Origin of the sequence: Streptomyces sp. CB02056, from assembly GCF_001905545.1 — a bacterium.
Taxonomy (GTDB): Bacteria; Actinomycetota; Actinomycetes; order Streptomycetales; family Streptomycetaceae; genus Kitasatospora.
On record NZ_LIPD01000008.1, the window covers coordinates 84873 to 100640 of the forward strand.

The following is a 15768-nucleotide window of genomic DNA, read 5'->3' on the forward strand; positions in this document are numbered from 1 at the left end:
CGGACGCTCAGGATTCGCCGTCGACCCGCTTGCGGATGTGCAGCTGCCGGGCGGCCTCGGCGGTCGAGCCGGAGACGGACGGGTAGACGGTGAAGGCGCTGGCCACCTGTTCGACCGTCAGATTGGCGTCCACCGCGAGCGAGATCGGGTGGATCAGCTCGCTGGCCCGCGGGGCGACGACCACGCCGCCGACCACGATGCCGGTGCCCGGGCGGCAGAACAGCTTCACGAAGCCGTCCCGGATGCCCTGCATCTTCGCCCGCGGGTTGCCGCGCAGCGGGAGCTTGACCACGACGGCGTCCATCTTGCCGCACTCCACGTCGGCCGCCGTGTAGCCGACGGTGGCGATCTCCGGGTCGGTGAAGACGTTGGAGGCCACGGTCTTGAGGTTCAGCGGCTGCACCGCGTCGCCGAGCGCGTGGTACATCGCGATCCGGCCCTGCATGGCCGCCACCGAGGCGAGCATGAAGACGCCGGTGCAGTCGCCCGCCGCGTACACGCCGGGGGCGGTGGTGCGGGAGACCCGGTCGACCTGGATCTGGCCCCAGTCGTTGAGCTTGACCCCGGCCTCCTCCAGGCCCATCTCGGAGGTGTTGGGGACGGAGCCGACCGCCATCAGGCAGTGGGTGCCCTCGATCACCTTGCCGTCGGCCAGCATGACCTCGACCCGGTCGCCGATCCGCTTGACGCTCTCGGCGCGCGAGCGGCCCATGACGTTCATGCCGCGGCGGCGGAAGACGTCCTCCAGCACCTCGGCGGCGTCCGGGTCCTCGCCCGGCAGCACCCGGTCGCGGCTGGACACCAGGGTCACCTTGGAGCCGAGCGCCTGGTACGCGCCGGCGAACTCGGCGCCGGTCACACCGGAGCCGACCACGATCAGCTCGCGGGGCAGCTCCTCCAGGTCGTACACCTGGGTCCAGGTGAGGATCCGCTCGCCGTCCGGCTGGGCGTCCGGCAGCTCGCGCGGGTGGGCGCCGGTGGCGATCAGCACCGCGTCGGCGTGCAGCGACTGCACGGTGCCGTCGGGCGCGTCCACCAGCACCTCGCGGGAGCCGTCCACGGCCTGCCCGCCGGTGCCGAGCCGGCCGCGGCCGCGCAGCACGGTGACGCCGGCCCGGGTGACGGACTGGGTGATGTCGTGGGACTGCGCGATCGCCAGGCGCTTCACACGGCGGTTGACCTTGCCCAGGTCCACGCCGATCACCCGGGCCGCCTGCTCGACGGGCGGGGTGTCGTCCGCGACCAGGATGCCCAGCTCCTCGTACGAGCTGTCGAAGGTGGTCATCACCTCCGCGGTCGCGATCAGGGTCTTCGACGGAACGCAGTCCGTGAGCACCGCCGATCCGCCCAGACCGTCGGTGTCGACGACGGTCACCTCCGCGCCGAGCTGTGCGGCGACCAGGGCCGCCTCGTAGCCGCCGGGTCCGCCACCGATGATCACGATCCGAGTCACGTTCCCCATTGTCCCGCACGCCCGCGGCGCCGCCACGCCGGGGTCGGGGCTCCCGTACGTTCGTCCAGTCGCCCCGGCCCGCCCGCCGCCCGGGCTACCCTGGCCCCCATGCCCCTTTACGCCGCGTATGCCACCAACCTCGATGCCCGGCAGATGACCCGCCGAGCCCCGCACTCCCCGCTGCGCGGCACGGGGTGGCTAGCCGGATGGCGGCTCACCTTCGGTGGCGAGCAGCTGGGTTGGGAGGGCTCGCTGGCCACCGTGGTCGAGGACGAGAAGGACCAGGTCTTCGTCTCGCTGTACGACGTCGCGCCGATGGACGAGGAGGGCCTGGACCGCTGGGAGGGCGTCCAGCTCGGCATCTACCGCAAGATCAAGCTGCGCGCGCAGACCCTGGACGGGGACATCCCGGTCTGGACGTACGTGCTCAACGACTACGAGGGCGGCCTGCCCGCGGCCCGCTACCTCGGCCTGGTCGCCGACGCCGCGGAGAGCGCCGGCGCCCCGCACGACTACGTGATGGACCTGCGCCGCCGCCCCTGCTGATCCGCGTCCCAGCCGCGCACGGTCTCCGCGAGCACCCGCGCCACCGCCGCGCGCCGGGCCGGGTCGGCGCGCACCCCGTACGCCAGTTCGACGTGCAGCCACGGCACCCCGAGCCCGGCCGCGAACAGGCCGGCCACGTTGGTGGCGCCGGCCAGCCGCGCACCCGGCTCCCGCCAGGCCCGGCGGACCACCAGGCCGGCCCCGCCGAGCCCCGCGGCGGTCAGCTCGGCGGCCGGGCCCGGCCGCCCGGCGCCGCTGGAGACCACCGCGTCCCGACCGGGCAGGCTGGCCGCGCCGAAGCCGTGCAGCTGGATGCCGGGCAGGCCGCGCAGGGTGAGCGCCTCGACCACGGCGGCGAAGACGGTGTCGCTGCGGTGCGCGACGTCCGAGGAGCCGTCCGCCCCGGCCCGGCGGTGCGCCCCGGCGAGCACCAGCACGCCGCCCGGCACGGCCCGGAACAGCTCCACCCCGAGCGCCTCGGTGCGGACGTCCGAGGCCGGGTGGGGCACCTGTACGGACCAGGCGGGGCGGACCGAGCGGTCCAGGTAGACCCGGCCCCAGCCGCGGCCGTCCCCGCTGCCGTCGTCGTCGGCAGCGGTCTCGGCGATCTCGGTGACCGGGCGGCCGGTCACGGCCTCGGTGAACCCGGTGATCCGGTACCCGGCCCGGGCCAGCGCCCGTTCGGCCTCCCCGGTCCGGCCGTCCAGCGCGCCGAGCACGCCGTCGGCCACCGCCCGGCGCTGGGCCGCGCCCGGCACGGTGTACCGGCCGCTCGGGAAGAAGTCCGCGGTGAACGCGTCCACCCGGGCCGCCAGGTCCACCGGCGCGGGCCCGGGCGGCGCCGCGGGCGGCGGGTACCGGCTGTCCGTGTTCCCCATGGCGGTCGACCCCGTCCTGGTACCCCGCCGGAGCCGCGGACCGGACCGGCGACGAAGGATCGGCCCCCTCGGCCCCTCGGGCCCCGACCGTCACCGTAACGCCGCCGACCCCGGACCGGCCCGCCGGGAAACGGGCCACGACGGCACGCGCACGAAGCGACCGCCCGGAGGGAAAGGCCCGGCGCGGCACCCGGGTTGTGTGCGATCCGACGGCCCGCTCACCCGAAAAGCGTCACCGAGCTGTGTTTTCGGGTCAACCGGGTAACGATCCGGCATGCCGCGGCTGAATTTCTACGCGCGTAGCCGAAACCCGTCTATCCTCTGACCCGTGAACGCTTCTCCTCAGTCGGTCGTCTCCGCCGACCCCTACGCCGCCGCCCAGGCCGCCGCCGAGCGCCTGCGCGAGCTGACCGGTGCCGAGCGGCACGACGTCGCCCTGGTGATGGGCTCCGGCTGGGTGCCGGCCGCCGACGCCCTGGGCGAGACCGTGGCCGAGTTCCCGGTCACCGAGCTCCCGGGCTTCCCCGCCCCCGCCGTCGCCGGCCACGCCGGCACGATCCGTTCGGTGAAGATCGGCGACAAGCGCGCCCTGATCTTCCTCGGCCGCAACCACTACTACGAGGGCCACGGCGTGGCCACCGTCGTCCACGGCGTGCGCACCGCCGCCGCGGCCGGCTGCGGCATCATCGTGCTGACCAACGGCTGTGGCGGCCTGCGCCAGGGCTGGACCCCGGGTCAGCCGGTCCTGATCAGCGACCACATCAACCTGACGGCGGACTCCCCGATCGTCGGCGCGAACTTCGTCGACCTCACCGACCTGTACTCCAAGCGCCTGCGCGAGCTCTGCCGCGAGATCGACCCGTCCCTGGACGAGGCCGTCTACGTCCAGTTCCGCGGCCCGCACTACGAGACCCCGGCCGAGGTCAACATGGCCCGGGTCATCGGCGGCGAGCTGGTCGGCATGTCCACCACCCTGGAGGCCATCGCCGCCCGCGAGGCCGGCAGCGAGGTGCTCGGCATCTCCCTGGTCACCAACCTGGCCGCCGGCATGACCGGCGAGCCGCTCAACCACGCCGAGGTGCTGGAGGCCGGCAAGGCCTCCGCCGAGCGCATGGGCGAGCTGCTGGCGAAGGTCCTTGAGCGGATCTGACGCCCGGCGGGCGCAGAATCATGACTGACGGGGCCCACGGGCGGCGTGATCCGCTGATCACGCCCTCCCGTGGGCCCCGTCCGCATGCGCGACCCCCTTCCTTGCGGAACCCTCCGGTCCCAGCGGAACCCTCCCGACCCACAGCGGAACCTCCGGCCGACACACCGACGCACGTCCCCATGGAGCTGGCATGACGCAGGCACCCACCACCGACCTCCTCGCCCGGGCCCGGACCTGGCTGGCCGAGGACCCCGACCCGCAGACCCGCGAGGAGCTCGCCGCCCTGCTGGCCCGGGCCGAGGCCCCGGAGGTCGAGACCGACGGCAAGCTCGCCTGGGCGGAGCTCGCCGAGCGCTTCTCCGACCGGCTCCAGTTCGGCACCGCCGGCCTGCGCGGCGAGCTCGGTGCCGGTCCGATGCGGATGAACCGCGCCGTGGTGATCCGGGCCGCCGCCGGCCTGGTCGCGTACGTCAAGCAGCAGGGCCTGGGCGACCTGGTCGTCATCGGCTACGACGCCCGCCACAAGTCGTACGACTTCGCCCGCGACACCGCGGCCGTGGTGGTCGGCGCCGGCCTGCGCGCCGCGCTGCTGCCGCGCCCGCTGCCGACCCCGGTGCTCGCCTTCGCCGTCCGCCACCTGGGCGCGGCCGCCGGCGTCACCGTCACCGCCAGCCACAACCCGCCGCAGGACAACGGCTACAAGGTCTACCTGGGCGACGGCTCGCAGATCGTCCCGCCGGCCGACGCCGGGATCGCCGCCAGGATCGACGCGATCGGCTCGCTGGACGACGTCCCGCGCGCCGCGTCGGGCTGGGAGGTGCTCGGCGAGGAGGTCATCGAGGCCTACCTGGACCGGGCCGTCTCCATCGTCGACGAGCACGGCCCGCGCGACCTGGAGGTGGTCTACACCCCGATGCACGGCGTCGGCCGCGACACCCTGGTCGCCGCGTTCCGCCGGGCCGGCTTCCCCGCGCCCACCGTGGTCGCCGAGCAGGCCGAGCCCGACCCGGACTTCCCGACCGTGGCCTTCCCCAACCCGGAGGAGCCGGGGGCGATGGACCTCGCCTTCCGCACCGCCGCCACCGTCGGCCCGGACATCGTGATCGCCAACGACCCGGACGCCGACCGCTGCGCGGTGGCCGTCCCCGTCAACGGCAACGCGGCCGGCGCCGGCAACGGCACCTCCGGCTGGCGGATGCTGCGCGGCGACGAGGTCGGCGCGCTGCTCGGCTCGGCCCTGGTCGCGAAGAAGGCCGAGGGCACCTTCGCCACCACCATCGTCTCCGCCACCCTGCTCGGCCGGATCGCCGAGGCCGCGGGCCTGGGCTACGCCGAGACGCTGACCGGCTTCAAGTGGATCTCCCGCGCCCAGGGCCTGCGCTACGGCTACGAGGAGGCGCTCGGCTACTGCGTCGACCCGCAGGGCGTCCGGGACAAGGACGGCATCACCGCCGCCCTGCTGGTCGCCGAGCTGGCCGCCACGCTCAAGAAGTCCGGCCGCACCCTGTCCGACCTGCTGGACGACCTGGCGCTGGAGCACGGCCTGCACGCCACCGACCAGCTCTCCGTCCGGGTCCAGGACCTCTCGCTGATCGCCGACGCCATGCGCCGCCTGCGCGAGCAGCCGCCGACCGTGCTGGCCGGCCTCCGGGTGACCCGCGCCGACGACCTGTCGGCCGGCTCCGCCGAGCTGCCGCCCACCGACGGCCTGCGCTACTACCTGGCCGGCGAGGGCGTCCGCTCCGCCCGCATCGTGGTCCGCCCCTCCGGCACCGAGCCCAAGCTCAAGTGCTACCTGGAGGTCGTCCTCCCGGTCGCCTCGGCCGCCGACCTGGCCCCGGTCCGCGAGCGCGCCGCCGCCCTGCTCGCCACCGTCAAGCGGGACCTCGCCGACGCGGCGGGCATCACCGCCTGATCCCCGCGCACACGTGGAGGGGCCCGCCGGTCGTGACCGGCGGGCCCCTCCGTGACGTTTCCGCGGTGTCAGACCGCGATGACGGTGATCAGCGCGACCAGGCCGAGCAGGGTGGGGGCGATGACCCACCAGCACCAGCGGACCTCGACCGGGCCCGCGGCGGCGGGGCGGGCGGCGTTGCGCTCGGCCAGCTCCTGGAGGACGGCGGTGACCTGGTCGGACCAGGCGCGGGTGGGGTCGGGCGAGCCCTGGACGACCGGGTTGGTCCGCTTGGCCATCCCCAGCCCCAGGCCGGTCCGGGAGGCGTGCTCGGCGGCGCTGGGGTTCTGCGCCCGGGTGGCCCGCTTGCGCTGCCGCAGCGATACCGGCACCGCCCAGACCTGGAACTTCTTCCCGCCCGCGAGCAGCTCGACCGAGTACCCCGCGCGCAGCGCGTCCACCGAGGCCCACGGCGCGACGACGGTCCGCCACGGGTTGCGCACCACCAGCCGGTCGCGGCCGGCCGTCACGGCCGGGCGCAGCGTGTACGCGATCACCGGGAAGGCGAACACCGGCACCGCGGCGAGCGAGACGTACGGCGTCTTGCCCGTCCCGCTCACCACCGCGTCGCCGATCAGCCAGGCGGCGACCACCAGCAGCAGCACTCCGGAGATCACACCGGGGACAGAGCGGTACACGCGGTCCGCGTACTCGGGCTCCCCGTCGGGGGCGGCGGGGCCCTGGCCGGGCTTGCCGTCGGAATCGGTCATGTCGACGATTCTGCCCCATGCCCCTCACCCTGAGGTCTCGGTCCGGCCACGAATGGCAGGTGCCCTGGCGGCCCACTACGCGCGTAGATATGCTGCTCTGGTGACTATGTCCACTGTTGCAGCCAATGCCCTCGGCGTTGCGGGCAGCGGCCTTCAGGACGTTGCTGCGTCCGAGGCCTCGCTCCGCCGGTTCCTGCACGGCCTGCCCGGCGTCGACCAGGTCGGCCTGGAGGCGCGTGCCGCCGCTCTCGGTACCCGCTCGATCAAGACCACGGCGAAGGCGTACGCCATCGACCTGGCGATCTCGATGATCGACCTGACCACGCTGGAGGGCGCGGACACGGTCGGCAAGGTGCGCGCACTGTGCGCCAAGGGCAGGACCCCCGACCCGACCGACCCGACCACCCCCCGCGTCGCCGCCATCTGCGTCTACCCGGACATGGTCGCCACCGCGAAGGCCGCCCTGGAGGGCACCGACATCCAGGTCGCCTCCGTGGCCACCGCCTTCCCGGCCGGCCGCGCCGCCCTCCCGGTCAAGCTCGCCGACACCGCCGACGCGGTGGCCGCGGGCGCCGACGAGATCGACATGGTGATCGACCGCGGTGCCTTCCTCTCCGGCCGCTACCTCGACGTCTTCAACGAGATCGTGGCCGTCAAGGAGGCGTGCAAGCGCCCCGACGGCAGCTCCGCCCACCTCAAGGTGATCTTCGAGACCGGCGAGCTCCAGACCTACGACAACGTCCGCCGGGTCTCCTGGCTGGCGATGCTGGCCGGCGCCGACTTCATCAAGACCTCCACCGGGAAGGTCGCCGTCAACGCGACCCCGCCGGTCACCCTGCTGATGCTGGAGGCGGTCCGCGACTTCCGCGCGGCCACCGGCGTCCAGGTCGGCGTCAAGCCCGCCGGCGGCATCCGCACCACCAAGGACGCCATGAAGTACCTGGTGATGGTCAACGAGACCCTCGGCGACGACTGGCTGACCCAGCACTGGTTCCGCTTCGGCGCCTCCAGCCTGCTCAACGACCTGCTGATGCAGCGCCAGAAGCTGGCCACCGGCCGCTACTCCGGCCCCGACTACGTGACGGTGGACTGATCACCATGGCCAAGAAGAAGAACACCGAGGAGCCCGTGGCCAAGCCCGCCGGCGGCCTCTTCGCCTACGCCCCGGCCCCCGAGTCGCCGGCCGCCGCGGGCGACATCGCCACCTCCTACGGCCACTTCATCGGCGGCGAGTTCGTCGACTCCTCCGGCAACGAGGCCCTGAAGACGGTCAACCCGGCCACCGAGCAGGTGCTCGCCGAGTTCGCCCAGGGCACCGAGGAGGACGTGGACCGCGCGGTCGCCGCCGCCCGCAAGGCCTTCGCCGACTGGTCGGCGCTGCCCGGCAGCGAGCGCGCCAAGTACCTGTTCCGGATCGCCCGGATCATCCAGGAGCGCAGCCGCGAGCTGGCCGTGCTGGAGTCGATCGACAACGGCAAGCCGATCCGCGAGACCCGCGACGTCGACCTGCCGCTGGTCGCCGCCCACTTCTTCTACTACGCGGGCTGGGCCGACAAGCTGGACTACGCCGGCTTCGGTCCCAACCCGAAGCCGCTGGGCGTGGCCGGCCAGGTCATCCCGTGGAACTTCCCGCTGCTGATGCTGGCGTGGAAGATCGCGCCCGCGCTGGCGACCGGCAACACGGTCGTCCTGAAGCCGGCCGAGACCACCCCGCTGACCGCGCTGCGCTTCGCCGAGATCTGCCGCCAGGCCGGTCTGCCGAAGGGCGTCGTCAACATCGTCACCGGCGACGGCCGCACCGGCGCCGCGCTGACCTCCCACCCGGACGTCAACAAGGTCGCGTTCACCGGCTCCACCCCGGTCGGCCGCGCCATCGCCAAGCAGCTGGCCGGCACCCGCAAGAAGCTCTCGCTGGAGCTGGGCGGCAAGGCCGCGAACATCGTCTTCGACGACGCGCCGATCGACCAGGCCGTCGAGGGCATCGTCAACGGCATCTTCTTCAACCAGGGCCACGTCTGCTGCGCCGGTTCGCGCCTGCTGGTCCAGGAGTCCGTCCAGGACGAGCTGCTGGACGCCCTGAAGCGCCGGATGGGCACCCTGCGGGTCGGCGACCCGCTGGACAAGAACACCGACATCGGCGCCATCAACTCCGCCGCGCAGCTGGCCCGGATCACCGCGCTGACCGACGCCGGCGAGGCCGAGGGCGCCGAGCGCTGGTCGCCGGAGTGCGAACTCCCGGGCACCGGCTTCTGGTTCAAGCCGACCCTGTTCACCGGCGTCAGCCAGGCCCACCGGATCGCCCAGGAGGAGATCTTCGGCCCGGTCCTGTCGGTGCTGACCTTCCGCACCCCCGCCGAGGCGGTCGAGAAGGCCAACAACACCCCGTACGGCCTCTCCGCCGGCATCTGGACGGAGAAGGGCTCGCGCATCCTCTGGATGGCGGACCGCCTCAGGGCCGGCGTGGTCTGGGCCAACACCTTCAACAAGTTCGACCCGACCTCGCCGTTCGGCGGCTACAAGGAGTCGGGCTACGGCCGCGAGGGTGGCCGCCACGGTCTGGAGCCCTACCTGAATGTCGAGGCCCTCGATGTCTGATGTCGCAACGCGTCTTGACGTCTTCAAGACCTACAAGCTGTACGTCGGCGGGAAGTTCCCGCGCTCCGAGAGCGGGCGGGTGTACGAGGTGACCGACTCCAAGGGCGAGTGGCTCGCCAACGCCCCGCTGGGCACCCGCAAGGACACCCGTGACGCCGTCCTGGCCGCCCGCAAGGCGGTCAAGGGCTGGGCCGGCACCACCGCGTACAACCGCGGCCAGGTGCTGTACCGGGTGGCCGAGATGCTCCAGGGCCGGCGCGAGCAGTTCGCCGCCGAGGTGGCCGTCTCCGAGGGCATCGGCCCGAAGAAGGCCGCCGCGCTGGTGGACGCCGCGATCGACCGCTGGGTCTGGTACGCGGGCTGGACCGACAAGGTCGCCCAGATCGCGGGCGGCGCCAACCCGGTCGCCGGTCCGTACTTCAACCTCTCCTCCCCGGAGCCGACCGGTGTGGTCGGGGTCGTCGCCCCGCAGGCCGGGTACGGGCACTCGCTGCTCGGCCTGGTCTCGGTGATCGCCCCGGCGATCGCCACCGGGAACACGGTCGTGGTCGCGGCCGCCGCGGACGCCCCGCTGCCCGCGCTGTCGCTGGGCGAGGTGCTGGCCACCTCGGACGTCCCGGGCGGCGTGGTCAACATCGTCTCGGGCCGGACCGCGGACATCGCCCCCACCCTGGCCTCGCACCAGGACGTCAACGCGCTGGACCTCACCGGGGCCATCGCCGCCGACGGTCCCGGCGCGGCGTACGCGCTGGAGGCGGCCGCCGCGGATACCCTGAAGAGGGTGGTCCGTCCGGCGCTGGACCCGTTCGCCCAGGACTGGACCAATGCGCCGGGTACAAAGCGGCTACTCTCGTTCCTGGAGACGAAGACGGTCTGGCACCCGAAGGGGATCTGACCTCCGGTACTCCGGGTAACAACTCCACAGACTGGCCGTCCCCAGTGCCCTCACCCCCCCAGGGCCCGGACGGTCACAGGACGGACCCGCGCCTCTCCCCCCCTGGCGCGGGTCCGTCGGCGTTCCCGGGGTGCTCCCGCCGTCGGCCCGTCGACTTTCGTCACCCGCGCCGCCGACTTTCGACGCTCCCGCCCGCCCCACCGGCCCGGCCAGAATCACCGGTGACGGAGACGGCCGGGGGAACGACCGGGGGGACGCATGGGCGAGTTCATCGGCGAGCTGACGGCACTGTTCGCGGACGGCTTCTACCGCACGTGGCACGTGGCCCGCACCAGGCGGCGGCTGGCCGCGGGCCGCCCGGTCAGGGTGCCCTGCTCGGCCCGGTCCGAGCGGCAGCCCGACTACGTCAACGGCAGCCTGCGCATCAGGCCCGGCACCGGCACCGTGGCCCTGGTCACCCGCGACACCGGCCGGTGCGAACTGCCCGCCGGCGGGACCTTCCACGAGCCCGAGCCCGACACCTGGCACAGCCCGGACTGGGCCGCCACCGCCTACCGGCCGCCCGGCGCCGACGAACCGGTCTACCTCCAGGTGGACAGCCGCTACCTGCCGATGGTCCACGTCGCCCTCGCCGACCCGGCGTCACAGTCGAAGCCAGGGGCGCGGTAGAAGGTCCGCCCCGGCCGGTTTCGGCAACCGGCCGGGATGCGTCAGACTGGTGTCCCGTGAGTGACTCCCCCATGAACCCCGCACCGACCGGGCATGCCCGGGTGATCCTGCTCTCCGGGCCCTCCGGGTCGGGGAAGTCCTCGCTCGCCGAGCGCAGCGGCCTGCCGGTGCTCCAGCTCGACGACTTCTACAAGGACGGGGACGACCCGACCCTGCCGCGGCTGCCGGACGGCGCCGTCGACTGGGACTCCCCGCTGGCCTGGCACCGCGACCAGGCCGTCGCCGCGATCCGCGCCCTGCACGAGCACGGCCGCACGGACGTCCCGGTGTACTCGATCCCGGACAACGGCCGGATCGGCACCCGCGGCCTGGAGCTGGACGGGGCGGACGCGTTCATCGCGGAGGGCATCTTCGCCGCCGAGATCACCGCCGAGTGCGCCGAGCAGGGCCTGCTCGGCGACGCCCTGTGCCTGCGCAACGGCGCGCTCACCACGGCCTGGCGCCGGCTGCGCCGGGACGTCCGGGAGGGCCGCAAGTCGCTGCCGGTGCTGCTGCGCCGGGGCCTGCGGCTGATGCGGGCCGAGCGGTCCATCGTCGGACGGCAGGTCGCGCTCGGCTCGTACGCGTGCGCCGGGCCGGAGGCCGAGCGGCGGATCCGCGCCGCGACCCGGGCCGGCGAGCTCTCCGCCGCCTGAACCCCGTACGGCCGAGCCCGGTACGGCCGAACCCCCAGGGCATGACGAAGGGCCCGGTGCGTCTCCCCCGCACCGGGCCCTTCGCCTTCCCCGAACGGTCTTCGGCTCCCCCACGGGCGTGCTCCCCCGAGCCGCTGCCCCCGGACCGTGACCGTCCGCTTCCCGTCCCCCGACGGGAGTCCTCGTTACGCGACCAGCTCGCCGAACGCCCGGACGGTGTCGCCGGACTTGTTCAGGTGCTCGTCCTCGCGCAGCCGGCGCAGGGCGCGCCAGATGCTGCTCTTGACCGTGCCGACGCTGATCCCCAGCACGCCGGCGATCTCCGGGTCGGTCTTGCCCTCGTAGTACCGCAGCACCAGCATGGTGCGCTGGTTCTCCGGCAGCTTCGCCAGCGCCTGCCAGAGCACGGTGCGCAGCTCGGTGCCGCCCATCGCGTCGGTGTCGCCGGCCGTCTCCGGCAGCTCCTCGGTCGGGTACTCGTTGACCTTGCGGCGCCGCCAGGCGGAGATGTGCAGGTTGGTCATGGTGCGGCGGAGGTAGCCCCCGACCGCGGCCTTGTCGGTGATCCGGCCCCAGGCCCGGTAGGTGCTGAAGAGCGCGCTCTGCAGCAGGTCCTCGGCCTCGTAGCGGTCACCGGTCAGGTGGTAGGCCGTGGCGTACAGGGAGGCGCGGCGCTCGCGCACGTACGCGGTGAACTCCGTGATGTGGTCCTCCGCGACGGCCGGGTGCTCCCCCTGCGCGCCTCCCTGCCCGGCCTCGGTGGTGCGGGCCGCCGCGGGGTTCAGCCGCAGCAGCGTCGCACCGGCGGCCTCGCGACCGGTCGGCTCCCCCGAACCGACCGTCCGCAGACCGTTCCCCCCGGTCCCCCGGTTCCCCCCCGGGGCGTCCTTGCCCTCGACGCGGACGGGGAGGATCCCCCGCAGCGTGAGGGTGGTGGCGGAGTCGGCCGAACTCCCCAGACGGCCGATCCCGTACAGCTCCCCCGTCCTGCCGCCGCCGCTCACCCGACGGGCGACAGGGTTTCCACCGGTGCTGTGCGCGCACCCCCGCACGGTCACGGCACCGGAGTTCTCGTCGGTCCTGACCTCGTACCGGGTCCGGTGGGACGTGGCTGACGAACGCGCGGTGCGGACAGCCGGGTTGGTCCGGGTCTGAAGCGTGGCGTTCATCGTGCGCCCCCTGGGTCGGTACGAGCGGTTCCGGTAGCCGCCCTTCAGCCGGCCTTGCGGCCCGCTGTCCTGCGGCGACATGGAAAATCCTGCCCGCCGGTTGTGATGGCGCTGTCCGCCGACTGTCACAGGGGTGTCACAGGAGCCGTCCGAATGTCCCGGACCGCCCCCCTGTGAACCTGACGCCGGTGGCACGCGTTCCGGTTCCAGAAGGGACGGTGGGTGGTCCGGGGGGTGATTCGGCGCTGCCGGTGGGCCAAAATGGGGCCGTGCCTTTCCTCCTTCTGATCGAGGACGACGACGCCATCCGGACCGGCCTCGAACTCGCCCTCACCCGCCAGGGCCACCGCGTGGCCACCGCTGCCTCCGGTGAGGACGGTCTGCGTCTCTTCAAGGAGCAGCGGCCCGACCTGATCGTGCTCGACGTGATGCTGCCCGGCATCGACGGCTTCGAGGTGTGCCGCCGGATCCGCCGCACCGACCAGCTGCCGATCATCCTGCTGACCGCCCGCTCGGACGACATCGACGTGGTGGTGGGTCTGGAGTCCGGCGCGGACGACTACGTCGTGAAACCGGTGCAGCCGCGGGTGCTGGACGCCCGGATCCGGGCGGTGCTGCGGCGCGGCGAACGGGAGAGCTCGGACTCCTCGGCCTACGGCACCGTGGTGATCGACCGCGCGGCGATGACCGTCACCAAGGACGGACTCGACCTCCAGCTCACCCCGACCGAGCTGCGGCTGCTGCTGGAGCTCAGCCGCCGCCCCGGCCAGGCGCTCTCCCGCCAGCAGCTGCTGCGGCTGGTCTGGGAGCACGACTACCTCGGCGACTCCCGCCTGGTGGACGCGTGCGTGCAGCGGCTGCGGGCCAAGGTCGAGGACGTGCCGTCCGCGCCGACGCTGATCCGCACCGTCCGCGGGGTGGGCTACCGGCTGGACCCGCCGGCCTGACCCCGCGAACCGGCCGCCGGCCCCTCCCCCGACCTCTGAACTCCCGTACCACGACAGGCTCTTGTGACTGACCATCAGACGACTGCCCGGCGGTTCTCGACGGGCCGGTGGCGTCGGCTGCGCTCCCTGCGGGTGCGGCTGATCGCGGTGTTCGCGGCCGTCGCGCTGCTCGCCGCCGTCTCGGCCTCCGGCATCGCGTACTGGCTGAACCGCGACGCGGTGCTCAAGCGCGCCCAGAACACCGTGCTGAACGACTTCCGGGTCTCGCTCACCCGCAACGTCTCCGACCTGCCGCTGAACGCGACCTGCCAGGAGCTGGCCTCGCTGGCGTCCACCGTGGCCAGCTCCGGCCTGACGTACGACGTGGTGGTGGTCGACGCGGCGCACCCGGAGTGCCCGGCCTCCTCCGACCCCGCGCACTTCACGCTGGCCGACGTGCCGACCGCGCTGCAGTCCACCGTCGCCAAGCCGCGCGAGATCACCGAGAACAACCCGTACCCGTACCACCTGTACTGGCAGCGGCAGAACCTGGAGGGCCGGCCGTTCGTGATCGGCGGCACCAAGGTGGTGCCGAACGGCCCGACGGCGTACATGTTCAAGTCGCTGGAGAACGAGCGGGCCGACCTCAACACCCTGGGCTGGTCGCTGGCGATCGCCACGCTGTTCGCGCTGATCGGCTCGGCGCTGCTCGCCCAGGCCGCCTCGGCCACCGTGCTGCGGCCGGTCAAGCGGCTCGGCGACGCCGCCCGGCGGCTCGGCGAGGGGCACCTGGACACCCGGCTGGAGGTCGACGGCTCGGACGAGCTCGCCGACCTGGCGAGGACCTTCAACCGGACGGCGGAGCAGCTGCACGAGCAGGTCGAGGAGCTGAGCGCGCGCGAGGCGCAGAGCCGGCGGTTCGTCGCCGACATGTCGCACGAGCTGCGCACCCCGCTGACCGCGATGACCGCCGTGACGGACATCCTGGAGGACGAGGCCGAGTCGCTGGACCCGATGATCGAGCCGGCCGTCCGGCTCGTGGTCAGCGAGACCCGGCGGCTGTCCGACCTGGTGGAGAACCTGATGGAGGTGACCCGCTTCGACGCGGGTACCGCCAGGCTGGTCGCCGACGAGGTGGACATCGCCGACCTGATCATGTCCTGCATCGACGGGCGGGCCTGGTACGACGCGGTCGAACTGGACGCCCCGCGCGGCATCCTGGCCGTGGTCGACCCGCGCCGGCTCGACGTGGTCTTCGCCAACCTGATCGGCAACGCGCTGAAGCACGGCGGCTCGCCGGTGCGGGTCAAGGTCCGGCAGGACGGGGAGTCGGTCGTGGTCGAGGTCTCCGACAGCGGCCCGGGCATCCCGGAGGACGTGCTGCCGCACGTCTTCGACCGCTTCTACAAGGCGGACCGGGGGCGGGCCCGCTCGGAGGGCAGCGGCCTCGGCCTGTCGATCGCGATGGCCAACGCGCAGATACACGGGGGAACGATCACGGCGGCGAACGGGGAGGTCGGCGCGGTGTTCACCCTGACGCTGCCGCTGGCCCCGCCGCCTCCGCCGTCCGCGGGCGAGGCCGAGGGCGGCCCCGCCGGCGACGCCGCCGAGGACAAGGACGCCACGTGACCAGCCCCACCGACACCGTTGTCCCCCGCACCGTCCTGCGCCGTGGCGCCGGCGTGCTGCTGCTGGTCGCGCTGGCCTCCGGCTGCGGCATCCGGCCGACCGCCGTGCCGGTCGACGCCGGCGCGCCCGCCAGCCGGACGGCCTGCCCGACCTCCCCGCACATACCGGCGGCCCTGGCCACCCCGCCGGGCCCGGCCCCGACCGTGTCCCCGACCCGCGGCACCAAGGCGGGCGTGAGCCCGAGCCCGTCGCCCACCCCGGTGGCGCCGGGCAGCCCGCCGCCGGACAACGTGTTCAGCGCGGTGCCGACGGCCTCGCCCTGCCGGTAGCCCGCCCTGGGGGTGGGCCGCCCTGCAAGTGGCCCGCCCGGCGAGCGGGCCGCCCTGCGGGCAGGCCGCCGGCAAGGGGCGGGAGGGGGGCGGGAAGGGGGTTCGGGGGCGCGTTTGGGAATGTTCACGCCGGGTGTGGAACCGACGTGACGTCGGCCCACGTCCTTCCC

15 protein-coding genes are annotated in these 15768 nt (G+C 73.6%); 11 read left to right on the plus strand and 4 right to left on the minus strand.

The window, feature by feature from the left end:
* Positions 1-7: 7 nt before the first annotated feature.
* Positions 8-1462, minus strand: coding sequence for an NAD(P)H-quinone dehydrogenase (locus tag AMK13_RS22650; protein WP_049660024.1), 1455 nt, complete (start codon positions 1460-1462; stop codon positions 8-10).
* Positions 1463-1561: 99 nt separating this feature from the next.
* Between AMK13_RS22650 and AMK13_RS22655 the strand changes: the two genes are divergently transcribed.
* A complete protein-coding gene (locus AMK13_RS22655; RefSeq protein ID WP_049660023.1) occupies positions 1562-1999 on the plus strand; it encodes a gamma-glutamylcyclotransferase in 438 nt (145 codons plus the stop codon).
* Here AMK13_RS22655 and AMK13_RS22660 read toward each other — a convergent pair.
* Entirely contained in the window at positions 1966-2877 is a 912-nt protein-coding gene (locus AMK13_RS22660) for a hypothetical protein (RefSeq protein ID WP_074003901.1), read from the minus strand. The genes AMK13_RS22655 and AMK13_RS22660 overlap by 34 nt on opposite strands.
* Positions 2878-3205: 328 nt before the next feature.
* On the opposite strand from AMK13_RS22660, the gene AMK13_RS22665 reads away from it, so the two are divergent.
* A complete protein-coding gene (locus AMK13_RS22665; protein WP_049654087.1) occupies positions 3206-4027 on the plus strand; it encodes a purine-nucleoside phosphorylase in 822 nt (273 codons plus the stop codon).
* A 190-nt stretch (positions 4028-4217) separates the two neighbouring features.
* Entirely contained in the window at positions 4218-5942 is a 1725-nt protein-coding gene (locus tag AMK13_RS22670; RefSeq protein ID WP_074003902.1) for a phospho-sugar mutase, read from the plus strand.
* 68 nt (positions 5943-6010) lie between these two features.
* Here AMK13_RS22670 and AMK13_RS46005 read toward each other — a convergent pair whose 3' ends face one another.
* Positions 6011-6691, minus strand: coding sequence for a PH domain-containing protein (locus tag AMK13_RS46005; RefSeq protein WP_049654090.1), 681 nt, complete (start codon positions 6689-6691; stop codon positions 6011-6013).
* A 106-nt stretch (positions 6692-6797) separates the two neighbouring features.
* On the opposite strand from AMK13_RS46005, the gene deoC reads away from it, so the two are divergent.
* The 5 genes from deoC (at position 6798) to AMK13_RS22700 (ending at position 11545) form a co-directional block, all read left to right on the plus strand.
* Positions 6798-7784: a deoxyribose-phosphate aldolase gene (gene deoC, locus AMK13_RS22680; RefSeq protein WP_079272367.1), complete on the plus strand. Its 987-nt coding sequence runs from the start codon at positions 6798-6800 to the stop codon at positions 7782-7784.
* A gap of 5 nt (positions 7785-7789) precedes the next feature.
* Positions 7790-9286, plus strand: coding sequence for an aldehyde dehydrogenase family protein (locus AMK13_RS22685; RefSeq protein ID WP_074003903.1), 1497 nt, complete (start codon positions 7790-7792; stop codon positions 9284-9286).
* Positions 9279-10181, plus strand: a complete 903-nt coding sequence (locus AMK13_RS22690) for an aldehyde dehydrogenase family protein (protein ID WP_074003904.1) — start codon at positions 9279-9281, stop codon at positions 10179-10181. The genes AMK13_RS22685 and AMK13_RS22690 overlap by 8 nt, the downstream gene beginning before the upstream one ends.
* A 258-nt stretch (positions 10182-10439) precedes the next feature.
* Entirely contained in the window at positions 10440-10850 is a 411-nt protein-coding gene (locus AMK13_RS22695; RefSeq protein WP_074003905.1) for a hypothetical protein, read from the plus strand.
* Positions 10851-10906: 56 nt separating this feature from the next.
* On the plus strand, positions 10907-11545 hold the full coding sequence (locus AMK13_RS22700) for an ATP-binding protein (protein WP_079272368.1): 639 nt from the start codon (positions 10907-10909) through the stop codon (positions 11543-11545).
* A 185-nt stretch (positions 11546-11730) separates the two neighbouring features.
* On the opposite strand, the gene AMK13_RS22705 is transcribed toward AMK13_RS22700, so the two are convergent.
* Entirely contained in the window at positions 11731-12603 is an 873-nt protein-coding gene (locus AMK13_RS22705) for a SigE family RNA polymerase sigma factor (RefSeq protein ID WP_416873751.1), read from the minus strand.
* Positions 12604-12983: 380 nt separating this feature from the next.
* On the opposite strand from AMK13_RS22705, the gene AMK13_RS22710 reads away from it, so the two are divergent.
* From AMK13_RS22710 to AMK13_RS43650, 3 genes are all read left to right on the plus strand, one after another.
* Complete coding sequence (locus AMK13_RS22710) at positions 12984-13661, plus strand: response regulator transcription factor (protein ID WP_049654100.1); 678 nt, start codon at positions 12984-12986, stop codon at positions 13659-13661.
* Between the two features lie 63 nt (positions 13662-13724).
* Positions 13725-15269 (plus strand): sensor histidine kinase, encoded by a 1545-nt coding sequence (locus AMK13_RS22715; RefSeq protein WP_049654103.1) that lies wholly within the window; start codon positions 13725-13727, stop codon positions 15267-15269.
* Positions 15266-15598 (plus strand): hypothetical protein, encoded by a 333-nt coding sequence (locus tag AMK13_RS43650; RefSeq protein ID WP_074003907.1) that lies wholly within the window; start codon positions 15266-15268, stop codon positions 15596-15598. The genes AMK13_RS22715 and AMK13_RS43650 overlap by 4 nt, the downstream gene beginning before the upstream one ends.
* Positions 15599-15768 lie beyond the last annotated feature (170 nt).